The organism is Blastomonas sp. SL216 (assembly GCA_026625625.1).
GTDB lineage: Bacteria > Pseudomonadota > Alphaproteobacteria > Sphingomonadales > Sphingomonadaceae > Blastomonas.
Genome location: CP113055.1, coordinates 99838 through 120299, shown reverse-complemented (window position 1 = coordinate 120299; position 20462 = coordinate 99838). Strand labels below are relative to the sequence as shown.

Here is a 20462-nt window from a genome sequence, read left to right as displayed (position 1 = left end):
TCAGCCCCCGCCCTCGTCCGACTCCAGATCGCGCGCGACCCTGAGGCCGACATCGTCGCGCCGCTTGGCCGCTGCCAGCCCGAACCGATTGGCCGCGCGCAGCTCGCCGGGCACGCTTTCGAACGATCCCCCCCGCAACGCGCGGTTGCGGCAGGCGGGATCGATACAAGCGGAGGTCCATTCCCAGACATTGCCCTGCATCTGGTACAGGCCGAAGGCATTGGGCGGATAGCCGGACACCGCTTCGGGATAGCCGCGATAGGGCGAGGTCGGCGATCCCTGATAGCGCGCGGTATGATCGTAATTGGCATCCGAAGGCGTGATGCCATCGCCCCAGGGAAAGGCGCTGGAGGCCCCTGCCCTGCTGGCATATTCCCATTCCGCATCGCTGGGCAGCCGATACGCGCGGCCCGACTGGCGCGACAACCAGCCCAGAAAGGCCAGGGCATCGTCATGGCTGATGCTGGTCGCCGGGATCAGCGGATTGGGATTGTCCGCCGCCCATGTGGTCAGCTTCGGGCAGGCCCCGTCGCGCACGCAGGCGGTCCATTCGGCCACGGTCACCTCGTACACGCCGATCGCGAAATCGCGCGCTATGCTAGCCCGTGTCTGTGCAGGCTCGTCCTTGCCGCGCCCCGGCTCGGACGGCGGCGATCCGACCAGCGCGCTGCCGGCGGGCACGATGCGCATCCAGGGGCAATTGGCGCAATCATAGAAGCGGTTGCCGCTGGAAGGATCGCACGAGACGAAACACGGCGGTTGTCCCTGCAGCCCATAGTCGAAGGTCGGCTTCTGGAAGCTCGACGCCTTGGCCATCGCGACGCGATCCGAAACCCGCTTCATCGCGTCGGCGATGTTCTGCTGCGGGCGGCGGATCTCTTCGGCCAGCACCTTGGAAAAGATGCCGTTGTCGAAGGCGAACTGATCGGCGCTGGTCGAAAAGGCGACCAGATAGCCCTGATCGGGGCGGATCGGGCTCTGGGCGGAGCGCAGCACGCGCTTGAGGCCCTTGCTGCCGGTCACCTCGATGGCAGCGCCGCCGGTCACCGCATCATCGGTGGCAACCGGCAGCGTCGGCAGCGCGATGACGTTGCGGCACATGTCGAGCACGACCAGCACATTGCGCGCGCCCGATGCCATCAGCGTGCGCGTGACCGCCGAGCGCGAAAGGCTGGCCGATGCGGACAGTTCGCTCTTGCCGATATCCACCGGCACCATCTGCACGTCGCCGCCGCTGCCCAATGCGACGCCATGGCCGGAGAAATAGAGCACGCCGAACGCCTCTGGCCCGGCGGCGGCCAGCGCCGCGCGAAAGGCGGCAATCTCCGCCTCCATCTGCGCCGCCGTCAGATCCCGCCTGGTGCGCACCGCACCGCTGCCAGACCCATCGACAAAGCCGGTGGCGCTGAGCGCGGCGGATATCCGTTCGCCATCGTCAAACGTCGCCGACAGCCGGTCGAAACCCCGGTAATTGCCATTGGCAATGACCAGGGCGAGGCGCGGTTCACGCGCCCCGGCCTGGCCATGCGCCACGGGGGAAAGCCCCAGGCTGGCCGCAAGGGCGACCAGCAGAAGAAGCATCCTCACCATCAGAAGCGGAAGCCAACGCCTATGGTATAGCTGCTGAAGTCGCGCGCCTGGATCGTGCTCAGGTTGATGCGGATCAGGTCACGCGTCGCCCGCGGCGAATCCTCGCGGCCGCGCAGGCCGAAGGACAGGGTCGCTTCGTGGAAGCTGTTGTTGCGCAGGTCGCTGCCCAGATATTGCGTGAACGCATAGCTGGCGCGCATCGAGCTGCCCCGGCTGAACAGCCGCGCCTTGAGCGGCAGGTCATAGGCGATGCCGTTGCGCAGCGACCAGTTCTTCAGATCGGGGTTGATATTGGCACTGGTCCCCGGCGTATCGAGCGTCTGGGCATAGCCGACCATGTTGCCGATGACGAACCGTCCGCGCCCCACGCCATTGATGACATAGCGGCTGGTGATCGATCCCTGCAGGATATGACCGACCGAACCAAGATCCTCGGAATAGACCGCGCCATAGCCGATGCGCGGTTCGATCGACCATTTGCGGTCGATCAGCGGCACTTCAAGCCCGATGCCGAGCTGCGCGCTGTAGGTGTCCGCGCCGTTGATGCGCGAATAGTTGAGCGGCAGATCGATCTTCAGCATGGCGCGATGGCCCTCGAAGATGCGGAAGCTGCGCTGCACGCGCGCATCGACCCGGTCGATATCGAACCGGCCTGCTGATCCGGTATTGTAGGTCGCGCCGACCAGCCAGGGATCATTGGGCACCGCGACGCCCTCGGGCACCGGATCCTGCTCGATCGCGGAATCGCCATTGCTAAGGTCCAGCGCGCTGCGGGTGAGCGCGGCCTGTAGGCTGTTCGGGTTGCCGGCCAGCGGATCGGCGGGCGAGAAGCGCGCGAACGAGCGCGAAAGACAGCCCAGGATCGCCTGCGACGTCGGCGTATTCTCGTCATCAACGGCAGCGTCGAATGCATCGAAGGATTGCAGACGGTTCTGGCCGTTGAAAGTGAACGTACACGGCGCGCCGTTTTCCTGCCGGATGATCTCTCCGGTCGGCGAGACCACGGTCACGGTCAGCAGCGCGCTGTTCTGCGCATAACCGGCGACTGCGGTACCGCCGCGAATATCGAAGACCGACGAGACCGCTCCGAAAAACGCGTTCTGCGTGCCGACCACTGTCGCGATCAGGCGCGGGTCGAGAAAATCGGTGATGTCCTCGATCGTGTCCTGCTCGAACCGTGCCGACTGGTCAAAATTGTTGAGCTGGTTGGTGACACGGATGCCGATGCGGAACGATTTGCGCAGCTCCTGATAGTTGGCAATGTTCGGCGGCGGAGTGGGCGTGGTGGTCTGCTGGGCGAAGGCGCTGGTGCTGGCACACAGCGCGGCACAGGCGGCAAGCCACCTGACAGATGCAATCTTGGACACGGATGAAACCCCCTGAAAACACGGTTTGACTGTCAGGTCAGGGCCATTCAATATCCTCGCAGCCAGCCCCTTCCCACGCCGTGAAGATGCACAGGTTGCATGTCGTGCGCGTGTGGCAAATTGTCGCAAACGGTGACAAATCGTTGTTTGCTCAATGACTTAAATGGTTGCGTTTGAATTTACGCCGGGCAGGGGCGGCGGTCGGAGGGGACAGTGAATGATGCCAAAGCCTATCCCGCCCCTCGCCCGCACCTCGATCATCGCGATCAGCTTTGCGGCCATGGTGCTGCTCGGCGCGCTGCTGCGGCAGACGGGGGAGACGATAGGCGGGATGCTGGACCTGACGCTCAACGGCGCGGATGCGCGCGTGCTGCTCGCGCGGCTCTCGCCCTGGCAGCGCGACGTGCATGCGCATGCCACGCTGATTTACGACGGGCTGTATCCGCTGGCTTATGGCGCGTTCTTCGCCGGGCTGGCCATCCGGCTGGGCGGAGCCAAGGCGCGCTGGATTGCCTGGGTAATGCTGGGCGGCATGGTGGCCGACTATGCGGAAAATGCCGTGCAACTGCTAGGCCTGAGCGGGCGCGCAGACTGGCTGGATGCCAAGACGCTGCTCACCCCGGTCAAGTTCGCGCTCACTGGCAGCGCCATCCTGGCGACGCTTGTGCTGGCGATCCGCGCCGGGCTGACGGCGCTGCGGCAGCGCTGATCGCGTTCACGCGCGCGCCCGGCCCCGGAAGGGCCAGCTGCCGATCGGCTCCCACGGCCCGCCCTTGTAGAAATGCAGCGCCAGCCCGGTGATCGCCAGCGGCCGCGGGACAAAACCGGCGGTCAGGCTGGCATGCAGCGCACGGGCAGTGGCGGGCTCGACCTTGTTCTGCACAGTGATGTGCAACCTTGGCTGGCCCTGGTCCTGCGCGGTCAGCAGACCGTGCAGCCCCTCTGCCACCATGTCGCGCAGCGCGAGCAGGCCGGGCGCGTGAACACGAAACGCCACGCCATTGCCCATGCGCATCACGTCGCTCAGCCGCGCATCGGGCGGTGCAAACTCGCGCGCCAATGCGCGGGTGCGCTCTACGATCTCGCCTTCGCAATGGCCCGGCAGGTGGTGGAACAGTGTGATATGCGCATCGACCACATTGCGCTCTGGCGGATAGTGCGCGCGGCGAAGGCCATCGGCCCAGCTCTGGTCGGCTGCGCCCATCTGGGCGGTCATGATGATCGGATCGCGCCGCATTTCGAGCTTCTAGCGGCCGGTGGCTGATACGCAAAGGGGCGCGGTACATTGCTGCACCGCGCCCCCGCTTGCGACCCGTCTAGGGATTTCTTCGCTCAAACGGCTCAGGCCGCTTCGAGCTGCTTTTCCTTGATCTTGGCCAGCACGTTTTCCGGGGCGGTTTCGCCATAGGGATCGCTGTCCAGACCGTGATCGTTGATGCCCGGCTCTTCGAACCAGTCGGTCACCACGCCGTTGTCGACGACCATGGCATAGCGCCAGCTGCGCTCACCAAAGCCGACATGGTCCTTGCGGATCAGCATGCCCATGCGGCGGGTGAAGTCGGCCGAGCCATCGGGAAGCAGCTTGACCTTTTCGACGCCCAGCGACTTGCCCCACTGGTACATCACGAACGCGTCGTTGACCGACACGCAGTAGATTTCGTCGATGCCCTGCGCGCGGAAATCGTCGTACAGTGCTTCAAAGCCGGGGACCTGCGAGTTCGAGCAGGTCGGGGTGAAGGCGCCGGGCAGCGAGAAGATGACGACGCGCTTGCCAGCGACCAGATCGCCGGTGAGCTTGTCTTCCCAACGGAACGGGTTGGGGCCTTCGATGCTGTCGTCGCGCACACGCGTTTTCAGGCAGACATTGGGGACGTGACGTCCGATCATGGGAAACTCCTTGAACGATGGGGGAAATTTGTTTTGCAACGCAGCATCTAGGGATTCGACCGGCGCATGTGAAATGAAAACATTATGATGCCGTGATCGCTTTTTTCGATGAATTGGTCGCATTGGCCATGACAGTCCATTGGACCGGGCGCATTCAGGCATGACATGCTTCACGTCACGAAAATTACCTTCATTCTGGATGTATCGGGAAGGACCCTCTATGATCCTGTCGCGGCCCCTGGGCTGGTTCTGGCTGCTGGCCATCGTTCTGCTGGCGTGGAACGTCATTGGCCTTGTCGCCCTGCTGTTCGATCCGGTGCTGGGCCTGGGCGATGTGTCCAAGCTGGCTCCGGCGCAGCAGACGCTTTATGCGGAACGCCCAGCCATCGCCTTTTACGGTTTCGTCCTGGCGACAGTGGCAGGCACGGCAGGCGCCATCGCGCTGCTGCTGCGCCGCAACTTCGCGCTGTGGCTGTTCATCACCTCTGCAGTGGGGCTGGTGCTGCAGAATGCATGGCTGTTTGGTGATGCATCGCGGCTGACCACCGAAGTGCTGGGCTTCCAGCTGCTGGTGGCCGGATCGATCGCGCTCGAAATCTGGCTGTGCCTGACGGCGAAGAAGCGCCGCTGGAGCCGGTAGCTACATCTCCCCGCGCGCGCGGCGGATGGCGAACCATTTTTCGACATTGCGGTTATGGTCGGCCAGCGTGCTGGCGAACACATGGCCGCCGGTGCCGTCCGCCACAAAGAACAGCGCATCGGTGCGTGCGGGGTTGAGCACCGCCTCGATCGAGGCACGGCCCGGATTGGTGATCGGTCCCTTGGGCAGGCCGGTCATCGCATAGGTGTTATAGTCGTTCACCGCCGAGATCTCGGACTGGCGGATGCGGCGGCCCAGCGGCTTGCCGCGCGTGATCGGGTAGATGATCGTCGGATCCGCCTGCAGCATCATGCCCTTGCGGACGCGGTTGCTATAGACGCCTGCGATCATGCGGCGCTCCGAAGGCTTGCCGGTTTCCTTCTCGACGATCGCTGCCAGCGTAATCGCCTGTTGCGGGGTCTTCGCCACGGTGTCGGGCGAGCGGTTGGGCCACAGCTCGTCGATCGTGTCCTGCATCGCCTTTTGCATGCGCAGCATTACCGCGATGCGCTTTTCACCGCGTTCGAAGCTGTAGCTTTCGGGCAGGATCGTGCCCTCTTCGGGCACCGGCACGTCCCCGGTCAGCAGCTTTTCCGCCATCAGCTTTTCATGCACCAGGATGCTGGGCATGCCTTCAGGCACCGTCACCATGCGGAGGACAACCTCGCCGCCCTGCAGGATGCTGAGGATCTGCGCATTGCTGGCGCCAGCCGGGATGACGAACTCGCCCGCCTTGATCGGATCGCTGCCGCCGAACACCTTCGCGCGGTTCAGGAAAGCGCCAGCCGAGCTGATCGCGCCCTTCTCCTCCAGAACCTGCGCGGCGCTGGCCAGTGAACTGCCGGCGGGAATGACCACCGCCAGTTCTTCGGCTGCGGGGCCGGACGCGGTCCAGCCCCAATAGAAATTGCCGCCGATCAGCAGTATCAGCGCCGCAGCGCCTGCCAGAACGATGCATCCCAGACGGCGCAGCATGATCGCGTCAGACCGCCTTCATGATCAGGCTGGCATTGGTGCCGCCAAAGCCGAAGCTGTTGTTCAGCACCGCGCGCACCTTGCGTTCCTTGGCCTTGTGCGGGACCAGGTCGACGCCGGTGCAGCTTTCGCTGGGATTGTCGAGGTTCAGCGTCGGCGGCACGATCTGGTCGCGCATCGCCAGCACGCAGAAGATCGATTCCACTGCGCCTGCGCCCCCCAGAAGATGGCCGATAGCCGATTTGGTGCTGCTCATCGACAGCGTGTCGATCGCGCTGCCGAACAGACGGCGCACCGCGCCCAGCTCCAGCTCGTCGCCGAGCGGGGTCGAGGTGCCGTGCGCGTTGATGTAATCGATATCCTCGAGCGCCAGGCCCGACTTGCGCAACGCCATTTCCATCGAGCGGAACGCTCCCGAACCTTCGGGATGCGGGGCGGTAACGTGATAGGCATCGCCGGTCAGGCCATAGCCGATCACCTCGGCATAGATTTTCGCACCGCGCGCCTTGGCCCGCTCATATTCTTCGAGCACAACAACGCCCGCACCCTCGCCCATGACGAAGCCGTCGCGGTCGACATCATAGGGGCGCGAGGCGCGCTCGGGCGTGTCGTTGAAGCCGGTCGAAAGCGCACGGGCCTGGGCGAAACCGGCAATGCCGATCGGGCAGATCGCGCCTTCCGCACCACCCGCCAGCATGACATCGGCATCGTCGAGCGCGATCATCCGGGCGGCATCGCCGATCGAATGCGCACCGGTCGAACACGCGGTGACGACGGCGTGGTTCGGGCCCATCAGGCCGTATTTGATGCTGACCTGGCCCGAGATCAGGTTGATCAGGCGGCCATGCACGAAATGCGGGCTGACGCGGCCCGGTCCCTTTTCATTGAGCACCAGCGACTCGCTGGCGATGCCCGGAAGCCCGCCAATGCCCGATCCGATCGAGCAGCCCGCGCGCAGCCGTTCGGCCTCGCTCATGTCGGTCAGCCCGGCATCTTCCAGCGCCTGTCCGGCGGCATCGATGCCATAGATGATGAACGGATCGACCTGGCGCTGCACCTTGTGGTCGACGCGCTTGTTGGGGTCGAAGCCATATTCGTGTGTCGCAGGCTTTACCTCGCAGGCGATGCGGCACTTGTACTCGCTCGCGTCGAAACGGGTAATCGTGCCCGCGCCCGATCTGGAGGCGATCAGATTGCTCCACGCGGTCTCGACATCCGCCCCCAAAGGCGTGACCAGACCCAGACCCGTAATGACTACACGGCGCATTCGCCCCACTCCTGAAAACCTGTTTCGCAGCCAGGCGCACAATGGGCCTGGACTGCCGTGCTCGAAAACGAAAAATGGCCTCCCTGCGTCGTCACGCGACGATCAGGGAAGCCATCCAATCTTCACATGCTCGCTGCCATAGCGCAGCGACGCTGCCCACCGGACCCGGCCCGCCGACCTGCGTCAAAGCGGTGCCATGCCGGTGCGATGGGCCCCTGTGCCAGCAGCAAATCAGCCCTTGTGGCTGTCGATATATTCGATGGCATCGTTGACGGTGCTGATCTTTTCGGCAGCATCGTCGGGGATTTCCACACCGAACTCTTCTTCGAAAGCCATCACCAGTTCAACGATGTCCAGGCTGTCAGCACCCAGATCGTCGATGAAGCTTGCGTCTTCGGTGACCTTCTCGGCTTCCACGCCGAGGTGCTCGATCACGATTTTTTTGACGCGGTCCCCAGTCTCACTCATTCAGAGTTCCTTCGGTTTGTGTGTAACGAAATATGCGAACTGAAATCACTGCCACGCCCTAATGCCGCTTTTATCGGCTGGCAAGAGGGCTGCGTTACAGCATGGCCATGCCGCCGTTGACGTGCAGCGTCTGCCCGGTGACATAGCCTGCCTCGCGGCTGGCCAGATAGACCACCGCTGCGGCAACATCATCACCCTCGCCCAGCTTGCCCGCCGGGATGCGGCCCAGCAAGGCGCTCTTCTGCGCCTCGGGCAGCACTTCGGTCATGGCCGACGCGATAAAGCCCGGCGCGACGCAGTTGACGGTGATGTTGCGGCTGGCAAGTTCTGCCGCCAGCGCCTTGGACATGCCCACCAGCCCCGCCTTGGACGCGGCATAATTGGCCTGGCCGGGATTGCCGGTTGCCCCCACCACGCTGGTGATCGAGATCATGCGGCCGAAGCGCGCCTTCATCATCGGCTTGGCGGCGGCACGGCACAGGCGGAATGCGGCTTCCAGATTGACGCTGATGACATCGGACCATTCCTCGTCCTTCATCCGCATCGCCAGATTGTCGCGGGTGATGCCGGCATTGTTGACCAGAATGTCGAGCGATCCCAGCGCTTCCACCGCCTGCGGCACCAGCGCATCGACCGCCGCCGCATCGGAAAGGTTGCAGGTCAGCGCGACATGATCGCCGCCCAGCGAGGCTGCAAAGTCCTTGAGCTTGGCCTCGTTGCTGCCCGACAGCGCCAGCCGCGCACCATGCGCCGCCAGACCGCGTGCGATCGCCGAGCCGATGCCGCCGCTTGCGCCGGTGACCAGGGCGGTCATGCCTGTAAGATCGAACATTCGAAATACTCCATAGCTTTGCCTCTCCCCTTGCGGGAGAGGCCGCGAGACTTGGCGGCTTGTCCGCCTCGTCGCAGCGGGAGAGGGGGCACGATTCCGCGATGCCCTCTCCAACATCGGCTAGGCAGCAAGCTGCCAAGCCTTTGTATCCTCTCCCGTGACGGGAGAGGATACAAACCTCAAACCGCTTCGAGCAGGCTGTCGATATCGCTCATCTCGACGATGCTCTCGCTGTCGACATCCTCGACGATGCGCTTGATCATTGGGACCAGCACCTTGCCGCCCAGTTCGATGAAATGGTTCACGCCCGCATCGCGCATGGCGATGACCGATTCCCGCCAGCGGACCATGCCGGTCACCTGATCGACCAGCAGGTTGCGGATCGTGCCCGCATCGCTGACCGGCGCGGCGGTGACATTGGCAAACAGCGGCACGCTGGGGTCCTTGATCTCGGTTCCGGCCAAAGCCTCGGCCATGCGGTCGGCGGCGGGCTGCATCAGCGCGCAGTGGAAGGGCGCGGAAACGGGCAGCATCATCGCCTTGCGCGCGCCCATCTCCTTGGCGATCGGCAGGCAGCGCTCGACAGCCGCCACATGGCCGGAGATCACAGCCTGACCAAAGGCATTGTCGTTGGCGACGGCACAGACCTGGTCGCCCGCTGCCTGCTCGGCGGCCTTTAGCGCTTCCTCGAACTCGATGCCGAGCAGCGCGGCCATCGCGCCCTCGCCCACCGGCACCGCGGCCTGCATCGCCTGGCCGCGCAGCTTGAGCAGCCTGGCCGTGGTGGCCAGATCGATCGACCCGGCGGCGCACAGCGCGCTATATTCGCCCAGGCTGTGCCCGGCGACATAGGCAAAGCTGACCGGCAGGTCGCCCGCCGCGCCCTGCAACGCACGATAGACCGCAATGGCATTGGCCATGATCGCGGGCTGCGCGTTCTCGGTCAGCTGCAATTCGTCCGCCGGGCCTTCGCACATCAGCTTGAACAGATTCTGGCCGAGCGCGTCGTTGACCTCCTGGAACACGGCGCGCGCCTCGGCGCTCGCTTCGGCAAGCGCCTTGCCCATGCCGACCTTCTGGCTGCCCTGTCCCGGAAAAATGAATGCGCGTGTCATGACCCTAGACGTCCCTCGCCCCAAGATGTCGCGCCGGAGCCCTCCAGCCCCTGCGTCAAGCGCCGCCCGTTATCCCCGTTGCCGCCGCGTTGCAAGTTCCTTGCTTGCAAGCGGGTTGCCGCAAGTTAACCGATCGATTAACAGCGCATCATGGACGATACAGCATTTGCCGAACGGCTGGAAACGCTTTGCTGCAACCGGCTCGGCGGGACGGGCCCCCTGACCGAGCTCAAGCGGCTATCGGGTGGTGCGAGCATGCAAAGCTGGCGCTTTGCCTGGGGTGATGAACTGCTCATCCTGCGGCGGATGCCCGAAGGCTTGAGGGGCGATGACGCTGCCATCGATTCCGGCGCACTCACCCTCGACGGACAGGCTGACGTCATTGAAAGCGCCGTCGCGCACGGGGTTATCGCCCCTGCGGTGCGCGCGCGGCTGACGCCCGAGGATGGGCTGGGCGAAGGCTTTGTCATGGCCTGCGCGCCGGGCGAGGCGTTGCCGCAGGTGCTGCTGCGCGATCCCGCTTATGGGCAAGCACTCGAGCGGCTGCCGCAGCAATGGGCGCAGCAGCTTGCCGCAATCCATGGCATCGCCCCGACCAGCCTGCCCACCGCCCTCGCCCATCGCAGCCCGGCGCTGATGCTCGCCGATCTGGAGGCGCGCTGGCGCGAACTGGGCGGCGTGTCGCCGGTCTATGCGCTGGCCTTTGGCTGGCTGGAGCGGGCACTGCCCGAGCCGGTGGAACCGCGCCTTTGCCATGGCGATTTCCGCATGGGCAATCTGCTGATCACGCCTGACGGCCTTTCCGCCGTGCTCGACTGGGAACTCGCGCATCTGGGCGATCCGGTGCAGGACCTTGCCTTTGGCTGCATCCCCAGCTGGCGCTTCGGGCGCTATGACAAGGTACTCGGCGGCTTTGCCCAGCCCGCTGACATGCTGCAGCATTATGAAGCCATCACGGGGACGCCGGTCGATCCGGCGCGGTTCCGCTTCTGGCTGGTCTATTCGTGCCTGTGGTGGGGCGTGTGCTGCCTGATCATGGCTGATATCTGGCGGCGCGGCGACAAGGCCGGGCCCGAACGGCTGGTCATCGGCCGCCGCGTGTCCGAGGTCGAGATCGACCTGATGCTGATGCTGTCGGACGACCTGGCCGATGTACCCGCACCGATGGACTGGCCCCTGACCGACATCGCGCCCGAAAATGGCGTACCCAGCGGCGCTGCGCTGATCGACGCGGTCAGCCTCTGGCTCGATTCCAGCATTGCCGCGCAGGCCAGTGGCCATCAGAGGTTCGAAGCCAAGGTCGCAGTCAACGCGCTCGGCATGGCGGCGCGCGATGCGGCGCTTGGCCCCGGTTTGCGCGCCAGCCAGGCCAAGAGGCTCGAGGTGCTGGGCTATGATGCCGCGGGTCTGGTCGCCGCGCTTCGGCAGGACCCGGCCCATGCCACCCCGGCGGTTCACCATCATCTTCGGCGGCTGGCAGCGGAAAACTGCCTGATCGATCAGCCGCGCTATGCAGGCCTGCCGATCGCGCGCGCAGCCTGGAGCTGAAAGCCGCAGAGATCACCCAAGAATTTATAATCTCACGCCATTTTGGGTCTTAATCGGCAGCGTTCCCGGTCGTTAAGTCAGGTGAACGATCAATTAAGCACGATTGGGTCCAACGATGGCAGAACTCCAGGCACAACGCGGCAATCTCAGGGACCGGATGAAGCTCGCCGCGTCCATCCTGGCAGGCCAGGGCAAGGCGGAAGAGGACGCCCCCAAGCAGGAAACGGTGTTCGAGAACATCAAGAAGCAGCATTATCTCAAGATCTTCTCGTTCCTGGAGCAGGTGCAGCTCGACCCGCTGCCCGACAATTACAAGCTGGCCTGGGAATATCTGAACGGTGGCAACAACACCCTGCGCGCCGCGGTGAACCGCAAGCTCGATACCAATGGCCGGCTGTCGTCCGAAACGGTCGCAGAGATTCTCGACGAGTGCGAAGGCCAGATGAAGGTGCAGGACCTGAACTCGCTGGTGGCCGAGAGCGAGTCGCTGCTCGCCGGCGGATTCAAGACGCTGAGCAAGAGCGGCAAGGAAAGCATGGCCTATGCCGAGGCGCTGCAGACGCGGCTCGACTGGATGCGCGACCTTGACCCCGCCGAACAGGCCGACATGCCGATCGAGGCCCAGTTCAAGGCGCTGCTCAAGATCACCACGCAGATGATGCAGTCGACCAAGAAGGCGAGCGAAAGCCTGGACGAGAGCACCAAGAAGCTCAGCCAGATGCGCAGTCGTCTGGATGAAGCGAACGACAAGGCGCAGCGCGACCAGCTGACCGGCCTGCCCAACCGCTGGGCGTTCGAGCAGCAATTCTCTGCCGCGACGATCCGCGCCAAGGAACGCTTCGAGCCGCTGTCGGTCGCGTTCATCGACATCGACCATTTCAAGCAGGTCAACGACACGCACGGGCATGAGGCAGGCGACCGCGTGCTGCAGCTCGTCGCCAAGACGCTGGACCGGTTCGCGCGCGGAAATTGCCATCTGGCGCGGCATGGCGGCGAGGAATTCGTGATCGTGCTGGAAAATACCACCACCGCCGAAGCCAAGCAGCAGATCGATGCCGTTCGCGAGGATCTGGCCGAACGGTCGCTGGTCAACAAGGAAAGCGGCCAGCCGATCGGCCGCGTCACATTCTCTGCCGGTGTCGCGCCGTTCATTCCGGGCGAGGCCAACCGCCAGGTGCTGCGCAATGCCGATGCTGCGCTGTATGAAGCGAAGAACACCGGCCGCAACCAGGTGCTGATCTACCAAGGCAACTGACCCTGAACCCTGGACGACGACTGGCTTCTCCGTAACCCACCTTCGTCATTCCCGCGAACGCGGGAATCCCGCTACCTTTCGTGACCGCCGTTCGGAAGCCGCCCCCTTGCCGTCGCGGGGGTGACGATGATGGGCTGTCGTCACGGCCTGGAGTTCCCGCAAACATGCCGCTTTTTCTCGTCTCCACGCTTGCTTTCTTCAGGCTTTTGGGTATTAGCCCGCGCTTGCCCTCGGACGACTGACCGTCGCCCAGGGCATGAAGAAGGCCGGAGGGGTGTGTTGCATGGTGCGCACATCAGCGATCGGCAGATGAGTAAAGGAAGCCAACATGCCGATGTACGAGCATGTGTTTCTGGCGCGCCAGGACCTGTCACAGGCCCAGGTGGACGCGCTGGCCCAGACCGCAACCGAGATTGTCGAACAGAACGAAGGCAAGGTCACCAAGACCGAGACCTGGGGCCTGCGCAACCTCGCCTACAAGATCCAGAAGAACCGCAAGGCGCATTTCGTTCTGCTGAACATCGAAGCCCCTGCCGGCGTTGTCGCCGAGCTGGAGCGTCAGACTTCGATCAACGAAGACGTCATCCGTTATCTCACCGTGCGCGTCGACGAGCTGGAAACCGGCCCGTCGGTAATGATGCGCAAGCAGGACCGCGAACGGCGCCCGCGCCGCGACCGCGAAGCCTGAGACAGAAAGGGATAACGACACATGGCACGCCCATTTTTCCGCCGCCGCAAGTCCTGCCCGTTTTCGGGCAAGAACGCTCCCGCCATCGATTATAAAGATGTGCGCCTGCTTCAGGGCTTCATGTCCGAACGTGGCAAGATCGTCCCCAGCCGCATCACCGCGGTTTCCGGCAAGAAGCAGCGCGAGCTGTCCAAGGCCATCAAGCGCGCTCGCCACATCGGCCTGCTGCCGTACATCGTGAAGTAAGGAGCAAGGGACATGCAGATCATTTTGCTCGAACGGATCGAGAAGCTGGGTTCGATCGGTGACGTCGTCACCGTGAAGGACGGCTATGCCCGCAACTTCCTGTTGCCCAACAAGAAGGCGCTGCGCGCCAACGAAGCCAACCGCAAGGTGTTTGAAGCCAATCGTGAGCGCATCGAGGCGGATAACGTCGCCAAGCGCGACGAAGCGGCCAAGCGCGCCGAGTCGGTGGACGGCATGCAGGTCGTGCTGATCCGCGCCTCGTCGAACAGCGGCCAGCTGTACGGTTCGGTGTCGGTCCGCGACATCGCCGACGCGCTGAACACCGCCGGTGCCAATGTCACCAAGGCGATGATCATCCTGGAACGCCCGATCAAGACGCTGGGCGTGTTCCCGGTCAAGATCGCGCTGCACCCGGAAGTCGCGGTCAGCGTCACCGTCAACGTTGCGCGCAGCGACGACGAAGCCGAGCTGCAGAAGGCCGGCGTCGACGTGATGCAGCAGATGTTCGAGGAAGATCAGGCTCCGGCCGGCTTCGTCGAAGCATTCGACCCCAATGCCGAGCCGGGCACCATCCCGGTTGACGAGCCCGAAGCAGACGAAGGCGAAGACGCCGCCGCCTGATCGGACCGGACACGGTTTGACAAAAAGGCCGGGTTCCAGCGATGGAGCCCGGCCTTTTTCCATGTGTCGTCAATGTCTCGTCATGGTCCGGTCAAAGCACGCCAAAGACCACCACGCAGCCTAATATTACCGCGATCAGAGCTGCTACCACAGCACTCGGCTTGATTTTCATCGCCTGCCCCCTTCCGTTCTTCCGGTCAGCAGGCATGGTATCAGAAAAAACGTGCGCTACCCAGCCCACCGCCAGACAGCGTGTCACTGCGCCTGCGGGTTCACCACTTCCTGGTTGAAGCGCTGCGCCAGCACGACGAAATTTGTCACTTCGCGGCGCAAGGTGCCCCGCTTCACGCCGAAATCGCTGATCAGATAGCGTGCGACAAACGGCTCGCCCGCCACCGAAACACCCGCCTTGCTGAACTCGTACAACCGGTTGAAGTCGCTCGCCGCCTGGGCAAGGTTCTGCGGATTGCGCTCGGCGGGCTTGGGCCAGAAGGCGAGCATGTACAGCCCCTGGCACTGGCTGGGCTGGTTCGGCGGGCACGCGGTGAAGAACATGTTGACCCGAAGCTGGCCGAAGCTCGCCTCGACAAAGGGGCGGCCTTCGGGCGTCTGGCGGTCGGCGATCGTCACCGCGGTGCCGAAGGGGGCCAGGATGTCGCGCACCGTGGCGGGGGTGAAGGCATTGACCTCCACCTTGTCATCGGCATTGCTCTGCTGCTGCGCCGTGGCCGGTACCGCCAGCACCAGCGCCAGCGCGGCAACCGCAATGGCCCTTCCAGCGCGAAATCCCCTGCCCTTAACCGCCATGTCTTTGCTCCATCCCGCTCCATCGGACCCGATGGCATCATAAGCGGTCTGCTGCTTGGCTTGCAACCGCTTGAAATCCGGTGCGGCGAGCAGGCTGACAACAGTAATGACAGTGACATCCGGAGTCGTTAAGAGCTTAACATGAGCACTATCGAGACCATCATCACCGAGCTTGCCGACCATTACGAACGGTCGGTCCACAATCTCCAGACCGCAATCCGCGCCTTTGTCGAGAATGGCACGCCCCCCGACCCGGCGCTGCGCCAGAACGGCGCGTTCAGCTATCCCTGCCTGCGCATCGAATATGACGGCCAGGAACATGGCGCGATGCCGGGCCTGTCGTTCGGGCGGTTGAACGCGCAGGGCGTCTACACCACCACCGTCACCCGCCCGCGCATGTTTGCCGACTATCTGACCGAGCAGCTCACCTTGCTGCGCGACAATTACGATGTCGAAATGTCGGTCGAGCCGAGCGCGCAGGAAATCCCCTTCCCCTATGTGCTCGACGGCATTTCAGGGCCCGAACTGGGCGGCATCACTCCGCTCGAGCTGGCACGCTATTTCCCGACCACCGAGCTGGCCGATATCGGCGACGAGATTGCCGACGGCTTCCTCTCCTTCGGAAATGGATCGGAGCGGCCGCTGTCGCTGTTCGACGGGCTGCGCACCGATTTCTCGCTGGCGCGGTTGCGGCATTATACCGGTACCCCGCCCGAGCATGTCCAGCGCTTCATCCTGTTCACCAACTATCACCGCTATGTCGATGAATTCGTGGGCTGGGCCTGCAGCCAGATCGGCAAGGGCCATTATACCGCGCTTTCGGGCGCAGGCGGGCTCTATACCGATCAGCCCGGGGCAGACCCCAGCCAGCTGGTCGCCGACAGCGCCTGGCGCAGGCACCAGATGCCCGCCTATCACCTGATCGCGCCCGACTTTGGCGGCATCACCCTGGTCAATATCGGGGTCGGCCCGTCGAACGCCAAGACGATCACCGATCATCTCGCGGTGCTGCGCCCCGAAGTGTGGCTGATGATCGGCCATTGCGGCGGCCTTCGCCCGACCCAGCGGATCGGCGACTATGTGCTCGCGCACGCCTATCTGCGCGACGACCATATCATGGACGAGGTGCTGCCGCCGGAAATCCCGATCCCGCCGATCGCCGAGATCCAGCAGGCACTGGCAGGTGCAGCGGAGGAAATCTCGGGCACCAGCGGCGCTGACCTCAAGCGGCGGATGCGCACCGGGACCGTCGTCACCACCGACGACCGCAACTGGGAACTGCGTTATTCGACCAGCGCACTGCGCTTCTCGCAATCGCGCGCGGTCGCGATCGACATGGAGAGCGCCACGATCGCCGCTCAGGGCTATCGCTTCCGCGTGCCGTACGGAACGCTGCTGTGCGTGTCGGACAAGCCCCTGCATGGCGAACTCAAGCTGCCCGGCCAGGCCAACCGCTTCTACGAGGAGGCGATTGCCGCGCACATGCAGATCGGCATCCGCACCTGCGAAATGCTGCGCGGGGAGAGCAACAGCCTGCACAGCCGCAAGCTGCGCGCGTTCAATGAGCCGCCGTTCCGGTAATACAAGGACAAGGCCTTGATGAAATCTGGCATTCTCCGATTGATCGGAACGACTCTAGCGCTGTCCTCCTTCGTGCCGATGGCTCATGCGCAACAGCATTCTGGGACCGACAAGGAAGCCGAAAGCGGCAGCCTTCCCGCTTACCCTGCAGGTTCACCAGAGCCCATCGAGCGGACAGCCAGTGTCCGTTTCATCAGCAACGGCTATTGGCTCGAAACCGAGCATTGCCAGTTGGTCGAATCGAGCGGCGATCCCGAGGCAGACGAGCAGGCCTGTTCGACCGTCCAGTTCTACAAGACGCCAAAGGGCAAAGTCGGAACAGCTGCGACCAAGGTGTGGTCACGCTTACCGATCGAAGGCACTTATATGCGTCCTCGGAAAACGAACAAGACAGCACCGGTTGGTCCCGACGATTATCCGGCTTCAAGCCTCAGGCGTGGAGAGCAAGGCACTGTCACCATGCGGCTTCTCGTCAACACGGCGGGCAAGGTAACTGGATGCACTATCATGATATCCAGCGGATCGAGCGAGTTGGACGAGACCGCGTGCCGGACCTTTTCCAGAAAGGCACGCTACCAGCCTGCAACGCTCAACGGTGCGCCCATCGACTCTTATGTCTTTGAACCAGTTCGATTCTACCTAGGAAACGGCCCACAGGGCTCGGACTGATATTACCGTAACATCTGCATATATTTGCAGGTATGTATTGACCTAGTTTAGCGGATAGCCATAATCCATGGCATGCCGCACCGTGTCTCTGTCGCCCGTGAACTGGCCGAAGTCTTCAAGCTGATCGCGCATCCGGACCGGATTCGCCTGATCGAAGAGCTGCGCACGGGCGAGTGCGACGTCACGACACTCGCGGAAAAGCTGAACCTGCCGCCAACCCGCCTTTCGCAGCATCTCAGCCTGCTGCGCACCGCGCGAATGGTGGAAGAGCGGCGCAACGGCCGCCAGCATCTCTATCGCCTGGCCCAGCCGCACATTGCCGGCTGGATCACCGACGGGCTCGCCTTTGTCGAGGCCCGTGCCCCTGCGGCCTTGGCCGGAGATTTGCGCGAGGTGCGTGAACTCTGGTCCTGATCAACCAAAACCTTAAGCCTCAATAAGGAGTATCCCCATGCCCCATTTCGCCGCCGGCGTTGTCCGCTTCCAGACCGAAGTCTTCCCCGAGAAGCAGGAACTGTTCGAAAGCCTGGCCAAGGGCCAATCGCCCGAAGCGCTGTTCATCACCTGCTCGGATTCGCGCATCGAAACCGCGATGATCACCCAGACCGATCCGGGTGAGCTGTTCATCTGCCGCAATGCAGGCAATATCGTGCCCCCGCACACCAACCATACCGGCGGCATGACCGCGTCGATCGAATTCGCCGTCGCCGCGCTGAAGGTTCCGCATATCGTGATCTGCGGCCACACCGAATGCGGCGCGATGAAGGGCGCGATGAACCCCGAAGGACTCGACAGCCTGCCGCATGTCCGCGAGTGGCTGGGCTATTCGCGCGCGGCAGTCGAGGTGGTCAAGCATCTCGGCGGCAATCTGGACGAAACCGCCAGGATGCAGATGCTGCTCGAGCAGAATGTGATTCTGCAGCTCAACCATCTGAAGACGCACCCGTCGGTCGCTGCGCGCCTGGCGGCGGGCGATCTGCAGCTGCACGGCTGGGTCTATGACATCCGCACCGGCGATGTGACCGCCTATGACGACGCCACCGGCAAGTTCAATCCGGTGCACGAACATTATGCCAGTGAAATGGCCGCGCTGGCGCTTGAAAAGCACCAGTGCGCCGCCTGATCGATCGCCTGTCACGTCTGTCCCAAGGAATCCGATCATGACTGCTGCAACCGCCCAGATGGGTGAAATCGAGACGATGAAGCGGAGCTGGCCGCAAGACCTGCTCGCTTCGGTCGTCGTCTTTCTGGTGGCGCTTCCGCTCTGCCTTGGCGTCGCCATCGCATCGGGCGCGCCGCCCGCGCTCGGCCTGATCACTGGGATCATCGGTGGTCTGGTCGTCGGATCGCTCGCCGGATCGCCGCTGCAGGTGAGCGGCCCCGCCGCAGGGCTTGCGGTGCTGTGCTATCAGCTGGTCGACGAACACGGCCTGATCATGATGGGCGTGGTCGGCCTGATCGCTGGGGCGCTGCAGCTGCTGGCGGGCATTGCCCGCCTGGGCCAGTGGTTCCGCGCGATTTCGCCTTCGGTCATCCACGGCATGCTGGCCGGGATCGGCGTGCTGATCCTCGGCTCGCAATTCCATGTGATGATCGATGACAGTCCGCGCGGCAGCGGTATCGAGAACCTGCTGTCGATCCCCGAGGCGATCTACAAGGCGATCTTCCCGATGGCGATGGACAGCCATCACCTCGCGGCGATCACCGGCGTGGCAACCATTGCCGCGATCCTGATCTGGAACCAGTTCAAGCCCAAGCAGCTTGCGATGGTCCCCGCGCCGCTGATCGCGGTGATCGTGGGCACGATGGTTGCGGCCTTTGCCGGGTTCGACATCAAGCGCGTCACCGTGCCCGACAACATCGTCGCATCGCTCAACATCCCCACCATGGAAGCGCTGCAGCGCGGCCTGACCATGGAAATCCTGCTGCTGGGCGTGGTCTTCGCCTTCGTCGCCAGCGCCGAAACGCTGCTGTGCGCGACCGCCGTCGACCAGATGCACACCGGCCCGCGTACCAAGTACGACAAGGAACTGCGCGCGCAGGGCATCGGCAACATGCTGTGCGGTGCGGTCGGTGCGCTGCCGATGACGGGCGTGATCGTGCGCTCTTCGGCCAATGTGCAAGCGGGTGCCAAATCGCGCCTGTCGGCGATCATGCACGGCGCGTGGATCCTCGCCACCGTGGTCGCACTGCCCTGGCTGCTGGCGCTCATTCCCACCGCAGCGCTCGCCGCAATCCTGGTCTATACCGGCTACAAGCTGGTCAACATCGCCCAGATCAGGAAGATCGCCTCTTATGGCCGTGTGGAGCTGGCCATCTATTTTGCCACGCTGGGCGGTATCGTGGTGTTCGATCTGTTGACCGGCGTGATCGTCGGCTTTGCGCTGGCAACGGCAAAGGTGGTCTACACCTTCACCCATGTCCGCGTGGATCTGGAAGATGACGAGATGGCAGGCCGCACCGATGTGTTCCTGCATGGATCGGCCACCTTCTTCTCGATCCCGCGCCTGGCCAGCGTGCTGGAAACGGTGAAGGCCGGCCGCGAAGTGCATGTTCATGTCGAGCATCTCGACCATATCGATCATGCCTGTCTCGACATGCTGGGTGCCTGGGAAAAGCAGCACAAGGCCACCGGCGGCAGCATGGTGATGGAGTGGCAGGACCTGCACGAGCGCTATGCATCGCCCTATCAGAAGATGCAGGATGCAGCCGATGGGACCGGCAACGGGCCGGGAGACGGGCCCAAAAAGGCCAGGCCGGTGCTTGAGCCGGCGGCCTGATCTACCGCCAACCCCCTCAATAACAACAAGAAACGGCCACCGGAGCGATCCGGTGGCCGTTCTCGTTTCGGCTTATCGAAAGAATTTCGCCACAGGTCGAAGTGGCGGGAACAAAGCCCCGGCACC

Annotated in this window: 22 protein-coding genes; 12 read left to right on the top strand and 10 right to left on the bottom strand. The window is 63.7% G+C overall.

From position 1 onward, the window contains the following. Positions 1–1581 (bottom strand): SUMF1/EgtB/PvdO family nonheme iron enzyme, encoded by a 1581-nt coding sequence (locus OU999_00620; protein ID WAC23733.1) that lies wholly within the window; start codon positions 1579–1581, stop codon positions 1–3. 8 nt (positions 1582–1589) lie between these two features. After that, positions 1590–2957: a hypothetical protein gene (locus OU999_00615; GenBank protein WAC23732.1), complete on the bottom strand. Its 1368-nt coding sequence runs from the start codon at positions 2955–2957 to the stop codon at positions 1590–1592. A gap of 217 nt (positions 2958–3174) precedes the next feature. Here OU999_00615 and OU999_00610 point away from each other — a divergent pair, with 217 nt between their 5' ends. Next, on the top strand, positions 3175–3666 hold the full coding sequence (locus tag OU999_00610) for a hypothetical protein (protein ID WAC23731.1): 492 nt from the start codon (positions 3175–3177) through the stop codon (positions 3664–3666). Between the two features lie 6 nt (positions 3667–3672). On the opposite strand, the gene OU999_00605 is transcribed toward OU999_00610, so the two are convergent. Together OU999_00605 and OU999_00600 are read right to left on the bottom strand one after the other, a co-directional pair. After that, positions 3673–4194, bottom strand: coding sequence for a 2'-5' RNA ligase family protein (locus tag OU999_00605; protein WAC23730.1), 522 nt, complete (start codon positions 4192–4194; stop codon positions 3673–3675). Between the two features lie 104 nt (positions 4195–4298). Continuing rightward, the gene (locus tag OU999_00600; protein WAC23729.1) at positions 4299–4844 is read right to left on the bottom strand and encodes a peroxiredoxin; all 546 of its coding nucleotides are present in this window, start codon (positions 4842–4844) and stop codon (positions 4299–4301) included. 220 nt (positions 4845–5064) lie between these two features. Between OU999_00600 and OU999_00595 the strand changes: the two genes are divergently transcribed. Then, a complete protein-coding gene (locus OU999_00595) occupies positions 5065–5484 on the top strand; it encodes a hypothetical protein (protein ID WAC23728.1) in 420 nt (139 codons plus the stop codon). On the opposite strand, the gene mltG is transcribed toward OU999_00595, so the two are convergent. The 5 genes from mltG to fabD form a co-directional block, all read right to left on the bottom strand. Continuing rightward, complete coding sequence (gene mltG / locus OU999_00590) at positions 5485–6459, bottom strand: endolytic transglycosylase MltG (GenBank protein ID WAC23727.1); 975 nt, start codon at positions 6457–6459, stop codon at positions 5485–5487. 7 nt (positions 6460–6466) lie between these two features. Further along, the gene (fabF, locus tag OU999_00585) at positions 6467–7726 is read right to left on the bottom strand and encodes a beta-ketoacyl-ACP synthase II (GenBank protein ID WAC23726.1); all 1260 of its coding nucleotides are present in this window, start codon (positions 7724–7726) and stop codon (positions 6467–6469) included. A gap of 231 nt (positions 7727–7957) precedes the next feature. After that, positions 7958–8194, bottom strand: coding sequence for an acyl carrier protein (locus tag OU999_00580; GenBank protein ID WAC23725.1), 237 nt, complete (start codon positions 8192–8194; stop codon positions 7958–7960). 94 nt (positions 8195–8288) lie between these two features. Then, positions 8289–9026, bottom strand: a complete 738-nt coding sequence (fabG, locus tag OU999_00575) for a 3-oxoacyl-[acyl-carrier-protein] reductase (GenBank protein WAC23724.1) — start codon at positions 9024–9026, stop codon at positions 8289–8291. A 179-nt stretch (positions 9027–9205) separates the two neighbouring features. Beyond that, entirely contained in the window at positions 9206–10141 is a 936-nt protein-coding gene (gene fabD / locus OU999_00570) for an ACP S-malonyltransferase (GenBank protein WAC23723.1), read from the bottom strand. Between the two features lie 150 nt (positions 10142–10291). Between fabD and OU999_00565 the strand changes: the two genes are divergently transcribed. The 5 genes from OU999_00565 to rplI all read left to right on the top strand — a co-directional run bounded on the left by OU999_00565 (position 10292) and on the right by rplI (position 14499). Next, the gene (locus tag OU999_00565; protein ID WAC23722.1) at positions 10292–11689 is read left to right on the top strand and encodes a phosphotransferase; all 1398 of its coding nucleotides are present in this window, start codon (positions 10292–10294) and stop codon (positions 11687–11689) included. A 115-nt stretch (positions 11690–11804) separates the two neighbouring features. Then, positions 11805–12944, top strand: coding sequence for a GGDEF domain-containing protein (locus OU999_00560; GenBank protein ID WAC23721.1), 1140 nt, complete (start codon positions 11805–11807; stop codon positions 12942–12944). A 328-nt stretch (positions 12945–13272) separates the two neighbouring features. Continuing rightward, positions 13273–13632: a 30S ribosomal protein S6 gene (gene rpsF, locus OU999_00555; GenBank protein WAC23720.1), complete on the top strand. Its 360-nt coding sequence runs from the start codon at positions 13273–13275 to the stop codon at positions 13630–13632. 21 nt (positions 13633–13653) lie between these two features. Next, positions 13654–13878 (top strand): 30S ribosomal protein S18, encoded by a 225-nt coding sequence (rpsR, locus tag OU999_00550; GenBank protein WAC23719.1) that lies wholly within the window; start codon positions 13654–13656, stop codon positions 13876–13878. Between the two features lie 12 nt (positions 13879–13890). After that, on the top strand, positions 13891–14499 hold the full coding sequence (gene rplI / locus OU999_00545) for a 50S ribosomal protein L9 (GenBank protein ID WAC23718.1): 609 nt from the start codon (positions 13891–13893) through the stop codon (positions 14497–14499). A 255-nt stretch (positions 14500–14754) separates the two neighbouring features. On the opposite strand, the gene OU999_00540 is transcribed toward rplI, so the two are convergent. After that, a complete protein-coding gene (locus tag OU999_00540; protein ID WAC23717.1) occupies positions 14755–15306 on the bottom strand; it encodes a YbjN domain-containing protein in 552 nt (183 codons plus the stop codon). Between the two features lie 141 nt (positions 15307–15447). Between OU999_00540 and OU999_00535 the strand changes: the two genes are divergently transcribed. The 5 genes from OU999_00535 (at position 15448) to OU999_00515 (ending at position 20336) form a co-directional block, all read left to right on the top strand. Then, the gene (locus OU999_00535; GenBank protein WAC23716.1) at positions 15448–16887 is read left to right on the top strand and encodes an AMP nucleosidase; all 1440 of its coding nucleotides are present in this window, start codon (positions 15448–15450) and stop codon (positions 16885–16887) included. A gap of 18 nt (positions 16888–16905) precedes the next feature. Then, positions 16906–17556 carry an energy transducer TonB gene (locus OU999_00530; GenBank protein ID WAC23715.1) on the top strand — a complete coding sequence of 217 codons (651 nt, stop codon included), beginning with the start codon at positions 16906–16908 and terminating at the stop codon, positions 17554–17556. A gap of 72 nt (positions 17557–17628) precedes the next feature. Then, positions 17629–17970: a metalloregulator ArsR/SmtB family transcription factor gene (locus OU999_00525; protein WAC23714.1), complete on the top strand. Its 342-nt coding sequence runs from the start codon at positions 17629–17631 to the stop codon at positions 17968–17970. Between the two features lie 37 nt (positions 17971–18007). Continuing rightward, a complete protein-coding gene (locus OU999_00520; GenBank protein WAC23713.1) occupies positions 18008–18679 on the top strand; it encodes a carbonic anhydrase in 672 nt (223 codons plus the stop codon). Positions 18680–18716: 37 nt separating this feature from the next. Beyond that, positions 18717–20336: a SulP family inorganic anion transporter gene (locus OU999_00515; GenBank protein WAC23712.1), complete on the top strand. Its 1620-nt coding sequence runs from the start codon at positions 18717–18719 to the stop codon at positions 20334–20336. Positions 20337–20462 lie beyond the last annotated feature (126 nt).